General features: G+C 62.7%; 14 protein-coding genes. 10 read left to right on the top strand and 4 right to left on the bottom strand.

Annotated elements, in window-relative coordinates; all coding sequences use genetic code 11:
* The first annotated feature begins 169 nt into the window (after positions 1-169).
* Entirely contained in the window at positions 170-2,434 is a 2,265-nt protein-coding gene (locus HU772_RS05905) for a putative bifunctional diguanylate cyclase/phosphodiesterase (protein WP_186662253.1), read from the top strand.
* Here the strand turns inward: HU772_RS05905 and HU772_RS05900 are convergent.
* Complete coding sequence (locus HU772_RS05900; RefSeq protein WP_186662254.1) at positions 2,334-3,221, bottom strand: NAD(P)-dependent oxidoreductase; 888 nt, start codon at positions 3,219-3,221, stop codon at positions 2,334-2,336. The genes HU772_RS05905 and HU772_RS05900 overlap by 101 nt on opposite strands.
* Before the next feature lie 192 nt (positions 3,222-3,413).
* On the opposite strand from HU772_RS05900, the gene HU772_RS05895 reads away from it, so the two are divergent.
* The gene (locus HU772_RS05895) at positions 3,414-5,597 is read left to right on the top strand and encodes a hypothetical protein (RefSeq protein ID WP_186662255.1); all 2,184 of its coding nucleotides are present in this window, start codon (positions 3,414-3,416) and stop codon (positions 5,595-5,597) included.
* 283 nt (positions 5,598-5,880) lie between these two features.
* On the opposite strand, the gene HU772_RS05890 is transcribed toward HU772_RS05895, so the two are convergent.
* Complete coding sequence (locus HU772_RS05890) at positions 5,881-6,186, bottom strand: DUF2288 domain-containing protein (protein ID WP_062363838.1); 306 nt, start codon at positions 6,184-6,186, stop codon at positions 5,881-5,883.
* A gap of 358 nt (positions 6,187-6,544) precedes the next feature.
* Between HU772_RS05890 and HU772_RS05885 the strand changes: the two genes are divergently transcribed.
* The 7 genes from HU772_RS05885 (at position 6,545) to HU772_RS05855 (ending at position 14,152) form a co-directional block, all read left to right on the top strand.
* Positions 6,545-7,660: a branched-chain amino acid ABC transporter substrate-binding protein gene (locus HU772_RS05885; RefSeq protein WP_186662256.1), complete on the top strand. Its 1,116-nt coding sequence runs from the start codon at positions 6,545-6,547 to the stop codon at positions 7,658-7,660.
* A gap of 235 nt (positions 7,661-7,895) precedes the next feature.
* On the top strand, positions 7,896-8,819 hold the full coding sequence (gene livH / locus HU772_RS05880; protein ID WP_138221160.1) for a high-affinity branched-chain amino acid ABC transporter permease LivH: 924 nt from the start codon (positions 7,896-7,898) through the stop codon (positions 8,817-8,819).
* Positions 8,816-10,072, top strand: a complete 1,257-nt coding sequence (locus tag HU772_RS05875; protein ID WP_186662257.1) for a high-affinity branched-chain amino acid ABC transporter permease LivM — start codon at positions 8,816-8,818, stop codon at positions 10,070-10,072. The genes livH and HU772_RS05875 overlap by 4 nt, the downstream gene beginning before the upstream one ends.
* Positions 10,069-10,836 (top strand): high-affinity branched-chain amino acid ABC transporter ATP-binding protein LivG, encoded by a 768-nt coding sequence (gene livG, locus HU772_RS05870; protein ID WP_186662258.1) that lies wholly within the window; start codon positions 10,069-10,071, stop codon positions 10,834-10,836. Before HU772_RS05875 ends, livG begins: the two co-directional genes overlap by 4 nt.
* The gene (locus HU772_RS05865) at positions 10,837-11,538 is read left to right on the top strand and encodes an ABC transporter ATP-binding protein (RefSeq protein ID WP_028692122.1); all 702 of its coding nucleotides are present in this window, start codon (positions 10,837-10,839) and stop codon (positions 11,536-11,538) included. It abuts the gene before it with no gap.
* Between the two features lie 225 nt (positions 11,539-11,763).
* Positions 11,764-12,441, top strand: a complete 678-nt coding sequence (locus HU772_RS05860; protein ID WP_186662259.1) for a COG3650 family protein — start codon at positions 11,764-11,766, stop codon at positions 12,439-12,441.
* Positions 12,442-12,544: 103 nt separating this feature from the next.
* Positions 12,545-14,152, top strand: coding sequence for an NAD(P)/FAD-dependent oxidoreductase (locus tag HU772_RS05855; protein WP_186662260.1), 1,608 nt, complete (start codon positions 12,545-12,547; stop codon positions 14,150-14,152).
* Between the two features lie 125 nt (positions 14,153-14,277).
* Here HU772_RS05855 and HU772_RS05850 read toward each other — a convergent pair whose 3' ends face one another.
* A complete protein-coding gene (locus HU772_RS05850; protein ID WP_023632818.1) occupies positions 14,278-14,742 on the bottom strand; it encodes an outer membrane lipoprotein in 465 nt (154 codons plus the stop codon).
* 147 nt (positions 14,743-14,889) lie between these two features.
* On the opposite strand from HU772_RS05850, the gene HU772_RS05845 reads away from it, so the two are divergent.
* Positions 14,890-15,120 (top strand): hypothetical protein, encoded by a 231-nt coding sequence (locus tag HU772_RS05845; protein WP_186662261.1) that lies wholly within the window; start codon positions 14,890-14,892, stop codon positions 15,118-15,120.
* A 98-nt stretch (positions 15,121-15,218) separates the two neighbouring features.
* On the opposite strand, the gene pdxH is transcribed toward HU772_RS05845, so the two are convergent.
* Positions 15,219-15,866, bottom strand: coding sequence for a pyridoxamine 5'-phosphate oxidase (gene pdxH / locus HU772_RS05840; protein WP_186662262.1), 648 nt, complete (start codon positions 15,864-15,866; stop codon positions 15,219-15,221).
* Position 15,867 lies beyond the last annotated feature (1 nt).

Below are 15,867 nucleotides of genomic sequence, written 5' to 3'. Positions count from 1 at the left end.
GCCTGTCAACATTCATTTAGACCTTCCAGCTATTACCCTCATATCCAAATGGTAGAAACCAAAGTGCCATTAATCAGGAAGGCTTAAGCCTCCATTCCTATACTCCAGCAGGAACAGTCTCCATCCGTGCTTTTTGGGGACGAGTGAAGACTCGACGAAGAGGCCTGCAATGGAGTGGCTGGGACTGCGATTGTTCGCCGAGCTGCCGGCGACCGGACAAATCATCCTCGACTGCCGACACAACCCCTTCCTGGTGCTGCTCGCCTACGCCGTGGCTTGCGCCGCCTGCTTCGCCACCCTCGACATGGCCGAACGGCAAAGTCACTGCGAGGACCGCTTCGCCCGCCGTCAATGGCGAGTGCTGGGTGCCTGCTGCCTGGCCGGCGGCATCTGGGCCATGCACTTCATCAGCATGCTGGCCTTCCAGGCGCCACTGGAAATCCATTACGACGCCCCGCTCACCGGCCTGTCACTGCTGATCGCCCTGCTCGCCGCCTGGCTGGCGATGAACAGCCTCAACCGCAGCCAGATGCGCCTGCGCCATTACCTGCAAACGGCGCTGTTCATTGGCCTGGGCATCAGCGCCATGCACTACATCGGCATGGCCGCGCTGCAGACCAGCGCCCACCAGTACTACCAGACCAGCCTGCTGCTGGCCTCGATCGGCATCGCCATCGCCACCAGCCTGCTGGCACTGCTGATAGCCCGTTACTTCCACGAGGGCAGCGGCACCGTGCACCTGCTGCTCAAGTACGGCGCCAGCCTGCTGATGGCCGGGGGCATCATGCTGACCCACTTCACCGGCATGGCCGCGATGACCCTGGTAATTCCCAGCGAAACCGCCCTGCGCCTGCCCACGGTGGACAACAGCCTGCAACTGGCGCTGACCATCGCCTTCATCACCCTGCTGATCAGCGGCAGCAGCATCAGCGCGGCCCTGGCCGACAAGAAGCTGCAAAGCAAGGAACACGACCTGCGCCGGGTCAATGTGCTGCTCAGCCAACTCGACCAGGCGCGTATGTCGTTGCAGCAAGCGGCCCACTACGACGCCCTGACCAACCTGGTCAACCGCCGCGGCTTCAACCAGGTGTTCGCCGAGCGCCTGGCCGAGCAGGCCAGCCATGGCAGCATGCTGGCGGTGATGTTCCTCGACATCGACCATTTCAAGCGCATCAACGACAGCCTCGGCCACGCCGCCGGCGATGAACTGCTCAAGGTGATCGCCGGGCATATCAAGGCCGCCACCCGCAGCCAGGACCTGGTGGCCCGTTTCGGTGGCGACGAATTCTGCATCGTCACCAACCTCAACAGCCGCGAAGAGGCCCGGCACCTGGCCCAGCGCATCATGCAGCGGATGAAGGAACCGATCGACCTGGCCGGGCGGCGCATGGTGATGACCACCAGCATCGGCATCAGCATCTACCCCGACGATGGCCTGAGCACCGAGGAACTGCTGAAGAACGCCGACCTGGCGCTTTACCAATCCAAGGGCTGTGGGCGCAACAACCTGAATTTCTTCAACGACGGGCTCAAGACCCGCGCCACCCTAGAGCTGCAGCTCGAGGAAGAACTGCGCATGGCACTGCTCGAGGAACGAGGCCTATGCCTGCACTACCAGCCGATCTTCGACCTGCGCAACAGCCAAGTAGCCAAACTCGAGGCCCTGGTACGCTGGCAGCATCCACAGCATGGCCTGCTCAGCCCGGAACGCTTCATCGGCATCGCCGAGGCCAACGGTCTGATCGCCGAGCTCGACCTGTGGGTGCTGCGCCGCGCCTGCCATGACCTGGCCCAGCTCAATCGGCATGGCTATGGCGAACTCAAGGTGACGGTGAACTGTTCAGCGCTGACCCTGGGCCGCGAGGAACTGGCCACCGAAGTGGAAATGGCGCTGTTCCAGGCTGGGCTGGGCGCACGCCAATTAGAGCTGGAAGTCACCGAGAACGCCCTGATGGGTGATATCCAGCACACCGTCAGCCTGCTCAAGCGCATCCGCGCCATGGGCGTGGCATTGTCAATCGACGACTTCGGCACCGGCTACTCCTCGCTGGCCTACCTCAAGCGCCTGCCGCTGGACGTGCTGAAGATCGACCGCTCGTTCATCCACGATGTGCCGGGCAATCAGAAGGACCGCGAGATCGTCCAGGCGATCATCGTCATGGCTCACACCCTGCACCTGAAAGTGGTCACCGAAGGCGTCGAGACCGTCGAGCAGCATGAGTTCCTCGCCAGCCATGGCTGCGACTACCTGCAAGGCTACCTGCTCAGCCGCCCGCTGCCGCTGGCCGAACTAAGGCCAACCCTCGAACGCCTCGACAGCCGGGACAGCGACCTCAGCCCTTGTTGCGATACAGCGTTACCAGGGTCGCCGGATCTTTTTGCAGATACCCCTGGCTACCATGCAGGCGCATCAACTGCGCGGCGAGGCCACTGAGCGGCGTCGCCGAACCTTGCTCGCGAGAGAATTTCACCGCGGTGTCGAGGTCCTTGAGCAAGGTGCGCACATGCCACTTGACCGGCTCGAAACGGCTCTCGGCCATTTGCGGGGCCAGTATCTGCAAAGGCTTGGAGTCGGCGAAACCACCGGCCAATGCCTCGGCGATCAAGCTCGCGTCCACCCCTGACTGTTCGGCCAGGGCCACCACCTCGGCAATCACCAGCGCATTGCAGGCGACGATCATCTGGTTGCACGCCTTGGTCACCTGCCCCGTGCCGACACCGCCCATGTGCGTCACCCGCTGGCCAAGGGCAAGCAGCACCGGACGCGCCCGCGCCAGGTCATCCGCCTCGCCACCGACCATGATCGCCAAGGTACCCGCCTCGGCGCCCGGCGTGCCACCGGACACCGGCGCATCGAGCCAGGCCATGCCACACAGCGCCGCCAGTTCGGCAGCCATCTCCCGGGTGGCGGTCGGTTCCAGGCTGGAGAAATCCACCAGCAACTGGCCCTCGCGTCCGCCCTGGGCAACACCACACTCACCGAACACCACCTCGCGCACCACTGCCGTGTCGGCCAGGCACAGCAGCACCATGTCGGTCCCCTCGCACAGGTCCTGTGGGCTCGCCGCCAGGCGCGCCCCAGCGGCGACCAGCTCGGCGCACTTCTCCGGGCTGCGATTCCACACGGTCAGCGGGTAGCCGGCAGACAGCAGGCGACGGCACATCGGCAGCCCCATCAAGCCGATCCCGGCGAACCCCAACGAAGGCAAGGCAGTACTCATGAGCAACTCCAGATTAAAGAAGCGTGACAAACGGACGATGCAATGCGGGTGCGAGGCAAAAACCTTAGAAGCGCTAAGGAAAACCCCTATCGCATAAAAAAAAGACGCACTGATAAAGTCGCGAAATTTCTCCGTGATGGCCAGATGACATGCATCACCGGGAAGCCAATCACTTCAGGCAAATGGCGCACTATGACCTCTACGAACACTTCTGCCAATGCGCTCCCCGAGTCGTCGCTCAGCCCCACCTCACCGGCTGCCGGCAGCGCCCGCGACCTGCCCGTCGCCCGTAGCCTGCCCGCGCAGCAGTACCTGTACTTCACCGAGCAGGACATCCAGCGCATCCTCGACAACCTCGACGGCCTGCGCGAGCTGGTGTTCCCGCAGAACCTGCACGTCGAGGACGAGGACCAGTTGCGCCTGGAGCAGCAGTTCCCGTCGGTGTGCCTGATCGGCCTAGGCCGTTGTGGCTCGAACATCGCCCTGGACGTGGCGGAGCTGGTGTACAACGCCCGTACCTTTTTCCTCAACGAGTTCAACAACGAGGACCGCTTCAAAGGTGAAGCGGGCTACAGCCCGGCGCGCTGGATCCGCCAGAACCTGCGCCTGGTGCAGAGCAAGGCGGCCAAGCCAGTGTTCCTGGTCGAGCCTCTGGTGATGCTTGGCGACCTCGACAAGGACATCGCCGGGCGTATCCGCTTTTCGCGCAAGGGCGAGCGCGGCGGCTTTTTGCGCGACTACAGCAAGATGAAGATCATGGACCTGTCCGAGGTGCATGCCGGTGGCGCCGGCAACGCGCCGATCCTCGGCCAGTACCTGGCCAAGATCATCCTCAACAAGGACACCCAGCGTTTCTCCAGCGCCGACTGGAAGCTGATCCACTCCTACCTGATCGACTCCTGCGGCATCAAGGCCAACCAGTCGCGCCTGTACTTCTACATCTTCAGCGCCGGCGGCGGTACCGGCTCGGGCATGGCCTCGGAGTTCGGCCTGGCCCAGCAGTACTCGTACATGAACAAGACCTTCGACACCAAGCCGGCCGACGAGAACGACGGCAAGAGCGGGCATTCGTTCGTCTTCGAGCCGATTTTCACCAGCGGCATCTGCGTGCTGCCCAATGCCTCCGACCACCGCAGCGAAATGTCCGAGGCACTGCACATCAACGCCGGGCGCCTGCTGTGCAAGTACCTGTCGGAGGAATGGGACTTCTCGTACAACTTCGACAATGAAGACAGCAGCGAAGCCAGCGTCATGGGCCGCATCCGCCCGTGGAACGCGATGATGCTGATCTCCAACGACATCATGCGCTATGCCGAGGAGAGCGATGACGGCACGATCCAGAACATCGACGTCAACGCCATGGAGAAGCACGCCAACCAGTACATCTCCCAGCAGATCTTCAACATCCTCACCGCCCAGGCGGTGACCACCGACTACGACCAGAACTACTTCCGCCGCGCCGGCATCGACATCGGCGAGACCATCCGCCTGGATGCCAACGACCTGTTCATGAGCCTGGCCGGCCCGGTGGCCATCGCCTACGCCGAGTCGGTGGTACCGGAAGTGCCGCCGGCGGGGTCGGACAAGTTCAAGGTGTTCGAGCGCGAGCAGCCACGGCTGGACATCGACGACCTGTTCTTCCGCTCCATCGACTTGCCGCACTTCAACAAGCAGACCCAGGCCATCGAAGGCATCAGCCTGCTGCCGATCGAGTCGCGTCGCTACCGCGCCGCGCTGGAGCAGTACCAGGCCTCGGGCTACGACGCCGCGGCCCTGCACGACCTGCACTTCTTCAAGAACTGCTCGTCGGTGGTGTCGATCGTTTCCCTGCCCAAGGACTACAAGCTGTCGTACATGGACCTGAACCGGCTCAAGACCCACCTCAACAGCCTGTTCCCCAACACCACGCTCAAGCGTTACGCCCTGGTGATCGGCGCCTCGGCCAACCTGTCGCTGACCACCCTGATCGCCAAGAGCCCATGCCTGTCGGACGACTTCCTGACCCTGATCGTGGCGTTCATCAAGCGTTGCTTCGCGCGTAATCCGTACCGCTTCGACGACACCATGGACAATGCGATCCTCGAGTTCATCACCAGCGAGCACTTCGAAGAGGAGCGTATCGACGACCTGCTCAACGAGTTCGAGAACCCGGCGAAGATCCTCGACACCAACTGGTACGCGATCAAGCCGATGTACGAGAAGAAATACCGCGAGCTGATCAACGACAAGAGCCGTTTCGTCTCGATCAACGACATCCGCCTGTCGCGTGAGTGCGTGAAGAAGGCGGTGAAGTACCTGCGCGAGATCTTCCGTCATCGCATCGGCAAGACCCGGGTGATTTCGCTGAACAGCCATACCGGGCGCGTGGATTACTGATACAGCCGAACCCTGTGGGAGCGGGCTTGCCCGCGAACACCGGCAAAGCCGGTGCCATACACCGCGGCGCCAGCTTCGCGGGCAAGCCCGCTCCCACAGGGGCGAGCTTGGCGCGAAACGGCGAATGCGAGTGAGCTACACAGCTCCCCAGTTACGCATTCCGTAAACTGTTACCGCCCCGCCGAATTACCCCGCCACTGTTACCAACTTCCACCTTACGTGAGCGTCAATGCGCACTCTCTCGAGGCGCCTGCGCGTTTTCACGCACTAAAAAAGCGCGTACTTATTCCGCTTTCTTCGCTTGAATCACGATGAACGGCGAAACCACTACCGCCCAGATCTCTGGATCGCGGGTTTGCAGGTCGAGTGCCTGCTCGGCAGAGACTGCTCCGACAGTGCCATCATTACGCCACTTGGCGAAGATCTCGCTGCGATTCTCGGCCATCGCCTCGGCAACGGTGATCAGGTCAAGGCTGGGGTCGACCCAAATCAGGTCACCCTTGGCCCAGAAACGCTCCAGGGCTTTCCACTCGATGACGGCCGTCTCGCCGAGCAATTTGGCATAGAGGGTGCTTACTTGATCAGTCATGGGTTACCTGCACAAAGATCGTCCAACAAAAAAGGCCGGCATTTTTGCAGAAAAACCCGGTTTCAAATACGTAATTTGGTCGATCCGGCCCGAGTTTGTGGGGACGGGCCGAAGATGCAGGCAAATTGATGGCGCTTTTCTGTATCTTTATGTCGATCAGGCGACACCCCTCGAGACAGACGCTTTTCGCCCGCTTTTCAAGCGCTCGGACAGCGCTCTACACTGTACCGGTACAGTTCCGGGACATGTTCCGGGGGAAGGTGGGGTTACGGCATGGCGTAGCCAGTCCGCGAATCCCGCCCGGTCTGTAGCCCTGGCCTCAGGACTATAAGAATTACAACAGAATGAGTGGAGCACTATGATCAAGATTTCCAAGCTGTTCGCCGCAATGGTTCTGGCCGGGGTTGCCAGCCATTCGTTTGCCGCCGACACCATCAAGATCGGCATCGCCGGTCCCAAGACCGGCCCGGTCACGCAATACGGCGACATGCAGTTCATCGGCGCCAAACAGGCCATCAAGGACATCAACGCCAAGGGCGGCGTCGATGGCAAGATGCTCGAAGCCAAGGAATACGACGACGCGTGCGACCCTAAACAGGCCGTGGCCGTCGCCAACAAAGTGGTCAACGATGGCGTCAAGTACGTGATCGGCCACCTGTGCTCCAGTTCCACCCAGCCTGCGTCCGACATCTACGAAGACGAAGGCGTGATCATGATCACCCCCGCCGCCACCTCCCCGGACATCACCGCCCGTGGCTACAAGCTGATCTTCCGCACCATCGGCCTGGACAGCGCCCAGGGCCCGGCCGCTGGCAACTACATCGCCGATCACGTCAAGCCGAAGGTCGTTGCGGTCCTGCACGACAAGCAGCAGTACGGCGAAGGCATCGCCACCGCGGTCAAGACCACCCTTGAGAAGAAAGGCACCAAGGTCGCCGTCTTCGAAGGCCTGAACGCCGGTGACAAGGACTTCTCCTCGATCATCCAGAAGCTCAAGCAGAACAACGTCGACTTCGTCTACTACGGCGGCTACCACCCAGAGCTGGGCCTGATCCTGCGCCAAGCGCAAGAGAAGGGCCTGAAAGCCAAGTTCATGGGCCCGGAAGGCGTGGGTAACGACTCCATCTCGCAGATCGCCCAGGGCGCCTCCGAAGGCTTGCTGGTCACCCTGCCGAAGTCGTTCGACGCCGACCCTGCGAACAAGGCCATCGTCGACGCCATCAAGGCCGACGGTAAGGACCCGAGCGGTCCATTCGTGTTCCCGGCCTACTCGGCTGTCCAGCTTATCGCCGAAGGCATCAAGGCCGCCAAATCCGAAGACGCCGACAAGGTGGCAGAAGCCATCCACGCCGGCACCTTCAAGACCCCGACCGGCGACCTGTCCTACGACGCGAAAGGCGACCTGAAGGACTTCAAGTTCGTGGTCTACGAATGGCACTTCGGCAAGCCGAAGACCGAAGTTTCCCCTCAGTAACTGCGTGACTAATAGCTGACCGAGAAGCCCACTGTGCGAGCAGTGGGCTTTGTTTTACGAGGTTCTATGGGCCCGATCCCCGCGATCCGGGGGCCGGCTCACCTGAAAATCTTAAAACCGTCACCCGCGGTTTCCTGGCAGTGCCCGCACAAGATCACGTGGCGAAGACCGCGAGAACAAGGGCCCGGGTCACCCCCGCCAGCGAAATGCAAATCAGGTTTTTAGGAGCGCTGTAATGCCTGAGATCTACCATTTCCTACAACAACTGGTTAACGGATTGACCATCGGCAGTACCTACGCGCTGATCGCCATCGGTTACACGATGGTGTACGGCATCATCGGCATGATCAACTTCGCCCACGGCGAGGTGTACATGATCGGCTCCTACGTGGCCTTCATCGCCCTTGCCGGGCTGGCCATGATGGGCATCCACTCCTTGCCGATCCTGATGACCGTGGCCTTCGTCGCCACGATCTGCGTCACCAGCGCCTACGGCTACAGCATCGAACGGGTCGCCTACCGGCCGCTGCGCAACAGCAACCGGCTGATCCCGCTGATCTCTGCCATCGGCATGTCGATTTTCCTGCAGAACACCGTCCTGCTGTCGCAGGACTCGAAGGACAAGTCCATCCCCAACCTGATCCCCGGCAGCTTCTCGTTTGGCCCGGGCGGCGCCGAGGAAGTGCTGGTTTCCTACATGCAGATCCTGGTGTTCGTGGTGACCCTCATCGCCATGACCTGCCTGACCCTGTTCATCTCCCGTTCTCGCCTGGGCCGCGCCTGTCGTGCCTGCGCCGAGGACATCAAGATGGCCAACCTGCTGGGCATCAACACCAACAACATCATCGCCCTGACCTTCGTCATCGGCGCCGCCCTGGCGGCGGTGGCGGCCGTGCTGCTGAGCATGCAGTACGGGGTGATCAACCCCAACGCCGGTTTCCTGGTGGGCCTGAAGGCCTTCACCGCGGCGGTACTGGGCGGCATCGGCAGCATTCCGGGCGCCATGCTCGGTGGGCTGGTGCTGGGCGTGGCCGAAGCGTTCGGCGCCGATATCTTCGGCGACCAGTACAAGGACGTGGTGGCATTCGGTCTTTTGGTTCTTGTCCTGCTGTTCCGGCCGACCGGCATCCTGGGCCGTCCGGAGGTTGAAAAAGTATGAACAGACATCTCAAACAGGCGTTCTTCAGCGCCTTGCTGGTCTGGGCCGTGGCCTTCCCGGTACTGGGCCTGAAACTCAGCATCGACGGCATCAGCCTGGTGGTGCACAGCCAGGGTTCGTTCACCATCGGCATCATCGCCGCGTGCTCGGTACTGATGTTCCTGCGCGTGCTGTTCGACAAGCAGTGGAGCGCGGTGATGGGTCGCCGCTCGGAGCGCAAACTGGTACCGCCATCGGTCAGCAACTTCCTGACCCTGCCGAAAACCCAGCGCTGGGTGATCATGGGGCTGATCGTGGCCGCGCTGATCTGGCCGTTCTTCGGCTCCCGCGGCGCGGTCGACATCGCCACGCTGATCCTGATCTACGTGCTGCTGGGCCTGGGCCTGAACATCGTGGTCGGCCTGGCGGGCCTGCTCGACCTGGGCTACGTCGGTTTCTACGCGGTCGGCGCCTACAGCTACGCGATGCTCTCCCATTATCTGGGCTGGAGCTTCTGGGTGTGCCTGCCGATTGCCGGCCTGATGGCCGCCACCTTCGGCTTTCTGCTCGGATTCCCGGTGCTGCGCCTGCGCGGCGACTACCTGGCGATCGTGACCCTGGGCTTCGGCGAGATCATCCGTCTGTTCCTGCGTAACCTCACAGACTGGACCGGCGGCCCCAACGGCATCAGCAACATCCCCAAGCCGGAGTTCTTCGGCCTGACCTTCGAACGCAAGGCCGCCGAAGGGATGCAGACCTTCCACGAGTTCTTCGGGCTGCAATACAACTCGATCAACAAGGTCATCTTCCTGTACCTGGTCGCCCTGCTGCTGGCGCTGCTGGCGCTGTTCGTCATCAACCGCCTGCTGCGCATGCCAATCGGTCGTGCCTGGGAAGCCCTGCGTGAAGACGAGATCGCTTGTCGAGCGCTGGGCCTGAACCCCACCGTGATCAAGCTCTCGGCGTTCACCCTGGGTGCCTGCTTCGCCGGTTTCGCCGGCAGCTTCTTCGCCGCCCGCCAAGGGCTGGTGACACCGGAGTCGTTCACTTTCATCGAGTCGGCGATCATCCTCGCCATCGTCGTGCTGGGTGGCATGGGTTCGCAGCTGGGCGTGATTCTCGCGGCCATCGTGATGATCCTGCTGCCGGAGATGATGCGTGAGTTCAGCGAATACCGGATGTTGATGTTCGGTGCGCTGATGGTGTTGATGATGATCTGGCGTCCGCAGGGCCTGCTGCCTATGCAACGTCCGCACATGGAGCTGCCTCGATGAGCCGCGAAATTCTGCAAGTCAGCGGCCTGAGCATGCGCTTCGGCGGCTTGTTGGCGGTCAACGGCGTAGGCCTGACCGTCAAGGAAAAACAGGTGGTGGCATTGATCGGCCCGAACGGCGCCGGCAAGACCACCGTGTTCAACTGCCTCACCGGCTTCTACAAGCCCAGCGGCGGTACCATCCTGCTCGACGGCCAGCCGATCCAGGGCCTGGCCGGCCATCAGATCGCTCGCAAGGGCGTGGTACGGACCTTCCAGAACGTGCGCCTGTTCAAGGAAATGACCGCGCTGGAAAACCTGCTGATCGCCCAGCACCGCCACCTGAACACCAACTTCTTCGCCGGCCTGTTCAAGACGCCGAGCTTCCGCCGCAGCGAAAAGGAAGCCATGGAGCGCGCGCAGTACTGGCTGAACAAGGTCAACCTGACCGAATTCGCCAACCGCACCGCCGGCACCCTCGCCTACGGCCAGCAACGACGCCTGGAAATCGCCCGCTGCATGATGACCCAACCGCGGATCATCATGCTCGACGAACCGGCCGCCGGCCTGAACCCCAAGGAGACCGAGGACCTCAAGGCCCTCATCGCCTACCTGCGCGAATCCCACAACGTGACCGTGCTGCTGATCGAGCACGACATGAAACTGGTGATGAGCATTTCCGACCACATCGTGGTGATCAACCAGGGCACGCCCCTGGCCGACGGCACGCCGGAAGAGATCCGCGGCAACCCTGATGTGATCAAGGCCTACCTGGGGGAGGCGTAAATGCTGAAGTTCGAGAACGTTTCCACCTTCTACGGCAAGATCCAGGCGCTGCACAGCGTCAACGTCGAGATCAACCAGGGCGAGATCGTCACCCTGATCGGCGCCAACGGCGCCGGCAAGTCGACCTTGCTGATGACCCTGTGCGGTTCGCCCCAGGCGAGCAGCGGCAGCATCAAGTACCTGGGCGAGGAACTGGTCGGCCAGCCATCCTCGCACATCATGCGCAAGAGCATCGCGGTGGTGCCGGAAGGCCGCCGTGTGTTCTCGCGCCTGACGGTCGAGGAGAACCTGGCCATGGGCGGGTTCTTCACCGACAAGGGCGACTACCAGGAGCAATTGGACAAGGTCCTGCAGCTGTTCCCGCGCCTGAAGGAGCGCTATATCCAGCGCGGCGGCACCATGTCCGGCGGCGAGCAGCAGATGCTCGCCATCGGCCGGGCGCTGATGAGCAAGCCCAAGCTGCTGCTACTCGACGAACCGTCTCTGGGCCTGGCGCCGATCATCATCCAGCAGATCTTCGACATCATCGAACAGCTGCGCCGCGATGGCGTGACCGTGTTCCTGGTGGAGCAGAACGCCAACCAGGCACTGAAGATCGCCGACCGGGCGTATGTGCTGGAGAACGGCAAGGTGGTGATGCAGGGCACCGGTGAAGCGTTGCTGACCGACCCGAAAGTGCGCGACGCGTATCTCGGGGGATAAAAGAACAAAGGGCCTTCGCAAGGCCCTTTTTTCTGCCTGGTGGAAATGCCTCGCCTGCCCTGGCCTCTTCGCGGGTAAACCCCGCTCCCACAGGTTCGCCACTACCCGATGTACCTATGGAAGTGGGTTTGCCCGCAAAAGGGCCGACACAGGGTTCACTTGTGATCACCGCCCAGCCTCGGTACCGTGGCCCGTTATTTCGCAAAGTTTCCCGGAGCCCGCCCCATGCGCCTCACCCCTTCCCTGCTGCTCACCGCCCTGCTGCCGCTGTTCGCCGGCTGCCAGATGCTGGCCGAAAAGCCAGTCGACCCGAACCTCGGCACCACCCGCCTGCAGGGCGAACTGAGCGCGGCCGGCGGCCAGCTCCTGTTCAAGCCATGCAGCGAGAGCCGCCGTTTCATCATCAACGACACAGCCGGCACCGGCATCCTCCAGGAAGCTGCCAACCTGGCCGAAGATGCCGGTGACAAGCTGTTCGCCGATGTACGCGGGCGCATGACCGGCACCCAGCAGGCAGGCAGCGACGGCAAGCTCGAGGTGACACGCCTGTACCGTCTCGAATCCTCCGAATACCGTGGCTGCGAAGACCCCAACTTCAAGCAGCTGACCCTGCATGCTGGCGGCCACGAACCGGACTGGGACATCAAGGCCAGCGGCAAGGGTATGGTCCTCAACCGTATAGGCGAGGCACCGCTGCCGCTGCCGTACCTCGAAGAAGCGCTGCCCGGCGGTGGCTTGAGCCTGTCCAGCGAGGCCAACGGCCAGCGCGTCGAGCTGTGGGTCGCGCCGCAACGCTGCGTCGACGGTGCCACTGGCGCGATCCGTCACCTCAAGGCCGAGCTGCGCATGGACGGCAAGACCCTGCAAGGCTGTGCCTACTACGGCGGTGCCCGCGACCTCTGATCGCCGGGTACTTTAATCCTGCCAGTCAGGGCGGCGAACAGCTTATACTTGGCGGTTTGTGTAAAGCCGCCGGCCGCCCATGGCCGGGATACTGGACCCTGCCATGCTACGAATCACCGAACTGAAGCTGCCCCTGGACCATTCCGACGATGAGCTGCGCGCGGCCATCGTTCAGCGCCTGGGCATCGACGACGCGCAACTGCTCGGTTTCACCCTGTTCAAGCGCAGCTACGACGCACGCAAGAAGAACAGCGAAATGCTGTTCATCTACACCATCGATCTTGAGACCAGCAACGAAGCCGAACTGCTGCGCCGCTTCGAGGACGACAGCAAGATCGGCGTCGCCCCGGATGTCAGCTACAAGTTCGTCGGCCAGGCCCCGAGCGAGCTTCAGGAGCGCCCGATCGTGGTCGGTTTCGGCCCTTGTGGCATCTTCGCCGGCCTGTTGCTGGCGCAGATGGGCTTCAAGCCGATCGTGCTCGAGCGCGGCAAGGAAGTGCGCCAACGCACCAAGGACACCTGGGGCCTGTGGCGCAAGAGCGTGCTCAATCCCGAGTCCAACGTGCAGTTCGGCGAAGGCGGCGCCGGGACCTTCTCCGACGGCAAGCTGTACAGCCAGATCAAGGACCCGAACCACCATGGCCGCAAGGTGCTGGAAGAGTTCGTCAAGGCCGGCGCGCCGGACGAAATCCTCTACATCAACAAGCCACACATTGGTACCTTCCGCCTGACCAGCATGGTCGAGAAAATGCGTGAGGAAATCATCACCCTGGGTGGTGAGGTGCGCTTCGAGCAGAAGGTCACCGACTTGCTGGTGGACGGCGAACAGCTCACCGGCGTGGTGCTGCAAAGTGGTGAGCAACTGCATTCGCGCCATGTGGTCCTGGCCCTGGGCCACAGCGCCCGCGATACCTTCCGCATGCTGCATGCCAAGGGTGTGTTCATGGAGGCCAAGCCGTTCTCGGTCGGCTTCCGTATCGAGCACCCACAATCGCTGATCGACAAGGCGCGCCTGGGCAAGTACGCCGGCCACCCGAAGCTTGGCGCCGCCGACTATAAACTGGTGCACCACGCCAAGAACGGTCGTTCGGTCTACAGCTTCTGCATGTGCCCGGGCGGCACCGTGGTCGCCGCCACCAGCGAGCCGGGCCGCGTAGTGACCAACGGCATGAGCCAGTACTCGCGCAACGAGCGCAACGCCAACTCGGGCATCGTCGTCGGCATCGACCCCGAGCGCGACTACCCAGGCGGCCCGCTGGCCGGTATCGAACTGCAGGAGCGCCTGGAAGCCCACGCCTATGTGATGGGCGGCAGCAACTACCAGGCCCCGGCGCAGCTGGTCGGCGACTTCGTCGCCGGGCGTGCGTCCACGGCGCTGGGCAGCGTCGAGCCTTCGTACAAACCGGGCGTGACCCTGGGCGACCTGGCGCCGAGCCTGCCGGACTTCGCCATCGAAGCGATCCGTGAAGCACTGCCGGCGTTCGACCGCCAGATCAAGGGCTACAACCTGCACGACGCAGTGCTGACCGGGATCGAGACCCGTACTTCATCGCCGCTGCGCATCACCCGTGATGCCAGCTACCAAAGCCTGAACCTCAAGGGCCTGTTCCCGGCGGGCGAAGGCGCGGGCTATGCCGGCGGTATACTATCGGCCGGTGTCGATGGCATTCGCATTGCCGAAGCCGTCGCACGGGATATGCTCGGCCTGTAGTCCCATCGCGGGCCCACAGGTTTTCACTGAACCTGTGGGAGCGGGCTTGCCCGCGAAGATGGCGGTACAGGCAAAAGAAAACCCCGAACAGGCCAGGCCCGTTCGGGGTTTCTTTTGTACGGCGATCAGTGGGTGACGCGGCTGGTGCCATCGACCGTCATGATGCGCACGCGCTCGCCAACACGGAAGATTTCGTTCTGCTGCACTTGCTGCACATAGGCACGCATGCTGCCGTCGTCTTCACGCACGGTGATCTCGACGCCCTGAGTGCGGGTCAGGCCCTCTTCAGCGGCGGAACCGGCCAGGCCACCGGCCACGGCACCGATCACAGCGGCGACGATGCTGCCACGGCCACCCCCTACCGCACTGCCGGCGACACCACCGACGATGGCGCCAGCGCCACCGCCGATCGGGGTCTTGGTGCCTTCGATCTTCACCGGACGCAGGGACTCGATGGTGCCCATGCGCACGGTCTGCACGCGGCGGGCCTCATCACGGGAATAGCTGTCGCCGGTCAGCGACGACTGGCAGCCGCCCAGCAGCAGCGAGACGGTGGTGAAGCTGGCCAGCAGCAAAGCGGATTTACGCATGGGGTCAATCTCCATAAGACAGGTGTCCATTAGACTCCGCGCCTTGACAAGTGTCACGGCGCAAACGTTATAAAATTGTTTTCATTCAGCCCAGGTACAGCCTGCGCCGACCGTGAAGCGGGCACTTACGTGAGACCAAGGATAGCCATGGATTACTTCATCGTCGTCGTGGTGACTATCGCCGGCCTGTATTTCCACGGCTGGCTGTATGTGCGCATGCGTCGCTGGATGGACCGCGACCTGGCGTTGTCACTGGCGGGAGAGGATCCGGCGAAGCGCGATTTGATGCTCAAGCTGCTGGCGCGGGCGCGGGTGGAGAAGGTGCGGCGCAAGGAGTTGGCGGCATGGCTGGAGCGGGAGGCGGCGGGGGATCGGTAATGTTGGGGCTGCTTTGCAGCTCATCGCGGCACAAGGCCGCTCCTACAGGGGTTACACGGTTCCTGTAGGAGGCCTTGTGCCGCGATGGGCCGCGCTTATCAGGGCGCCAGGCGCTCGCGCAGCCACTGGCCATCGACCGACCGGTAGTTCAGGCGATCATGCAAGCGGCTGGCCCGCCCCTGCCAGAACTCGATGCGCTCAGGTAGCAGGCGATAACCGCCCCAGTGCTCCGGGCAATGCGGCTGGGTATCGGAGAAGCGTGCCTCGGTGGCCTTGACCAGCCCTTCAAGCTCCTCGCGATCGGCAATCACCCGGCTCTGCGGCGACGCCCAAGCGCCCAGGCGGCTGCCCAATGGGCGTACCTGATAGTAATCGTCCGATTCCTTGGCCGTGACCTTCTCCACCCGCCCTTCGATCCGCACCTGACGCTCCAGCGCCGGCCAGAAGAAAGTCATCGCCGCGAAGGGATTGGCCGCGATGTGCTGACCCTTGGCGCTTTGGTAGTTGGTGAAGAAGGTGAACCCGCGCGCATCGAGGGCCTTGAGCAACAGCACCCGGCAATGCGGACGACCGTCGGCATCGACGGTCGCCAGGGTCATGGCGTTGGCTTCCACCGGCAACTGCTCGGTCTTCACCGCGTCAGCGAACCATTGATGGAACAGCGCGAACGGCTCCCCCGGAGCCTGGGCTTCGGCCAGGCCATCACGGGTATAGTCGCGGCGCATATCGGCCAGGGATTGGGTCATG

Source organism: Pseudomonas xantholysinigenes, assembly GCF_014268885.2.
GTDB lineage: Bacteria > Pseudomonadota > Gammaproteobacteria > Pseudomonadales > Pseudomonadaceae > Aquipseudomonas > Aquipseudomonas xantholysinigenes.
The sequence above is the reverse complement of the archived record's forward strand: the minus strand, read 5'-3'. Positions and strand labels throughout refer to the sequence as shown.

What these genes read in the sequence shown, in the direction of transcription:
- HU772_RS05890 (WP_062363838.1), bottom strand. Translation starts at nt 6,186, where the DNA reads ATGACTGATCAAGTAAGCACCCTCTATGCCAAATTGCTCGGCGAGACG.
- HU772_RS05895 (WP_186662255.1), top strand. Translation starts at nt 3,414, where the DNA reads ATGACCTCTACGAACACTTCTGCCAATGCGCTCCCCGAGTCGTCGCTC.
- HU772_RS05875 (WP_186662257.1), top strand. Translation starts at nt 8,816, where the DNA reads ATGAACAGACATCTCAAACAGGCGTTCTTCAGCGCCTTGCTGGTCTGG.
- HU772_RS05865 (WP_028692122.1), top strand. Translation starts at nt 10,837, where the DNA reads ATGCTGAAGTTCGAGAACGTTTCCACCTTCTACGGCAAGATCCAGGCG.
- HU772_RS05900 (WP_186662254.1), bottom strand. Translation starts at nt 3,221, where the DNA reads ATGAGTACTGCCTTGCCTTCGTTGGGGTTCGCCGGGATCGGCTTGATG.
- livG (WP_186662258.1), top strand. Translation starts at nt 10,069, where the DNA reads ATGAGCCGCGAAATTCTGCAAGTCAGCGGCCTGAGCATGCGCTTCGGC.
- HU772_RS05860 (WP_186662259.1), top strand. Translation starts at nt 11,764, where the DNA reads ATGCGCCTCACCCCTTCCCTGCTGCTCACCGCCCTGCTGCCGCTGTTC.
- HU772_RS05845 (WP_186662261.1), top strand. Translation starts at nt 14,890, where the DNA reads ATGGATTACTTCATCGTCGTCGTGGTGACTATCGCCGGCCTGTATTTC.
- HU772_RS05905 (WP_186662253.1), top strand. Translation starts at nt 170, where the DNA reads ATGGAGTGGCTGGGACTGCGATTGTTCGCCGAGCTGCCGGCGACCGGA.
- livH (WP_138221160.1), top strand. Translation starts at nt 7,896, where the DNA reads ATGCCTGAGATCTACCATTTCCTACAACAACTGGTTAACGGATTGACC.
- pdxH (WP_186662262.1), bottom strand. Translation starts at nt 15,866, where the DNA reads ATGACCCAATCCCTGGCCGATATGCGCCGCGACTATACCCGTGATGGC.
- HU772_RS05885 (WP_186662256.1), top strand. Translation starts at nt 6,545, where the DNA reads ATGATCAAGATTTCCAAGCTGTTCGCCGCAATGGTTCTGGCCGGGGTT.
- HU772_RS05850 (WP_023632818.1), bottom strand. Translation starts at nt 14,742, where the DNA reads ATGCGTAAATCCGCTTTGCTGCTGGCCAGCTTCACCACCGTCTCGCTG.
- HU772_RS05855 (WP_186662260.1), top strand. Translation starts at nt 12,545, where the DNA reads ATGCTACGAATCACCGAACTGAAGCTGCCCCTGGACCATTCCGACGAT.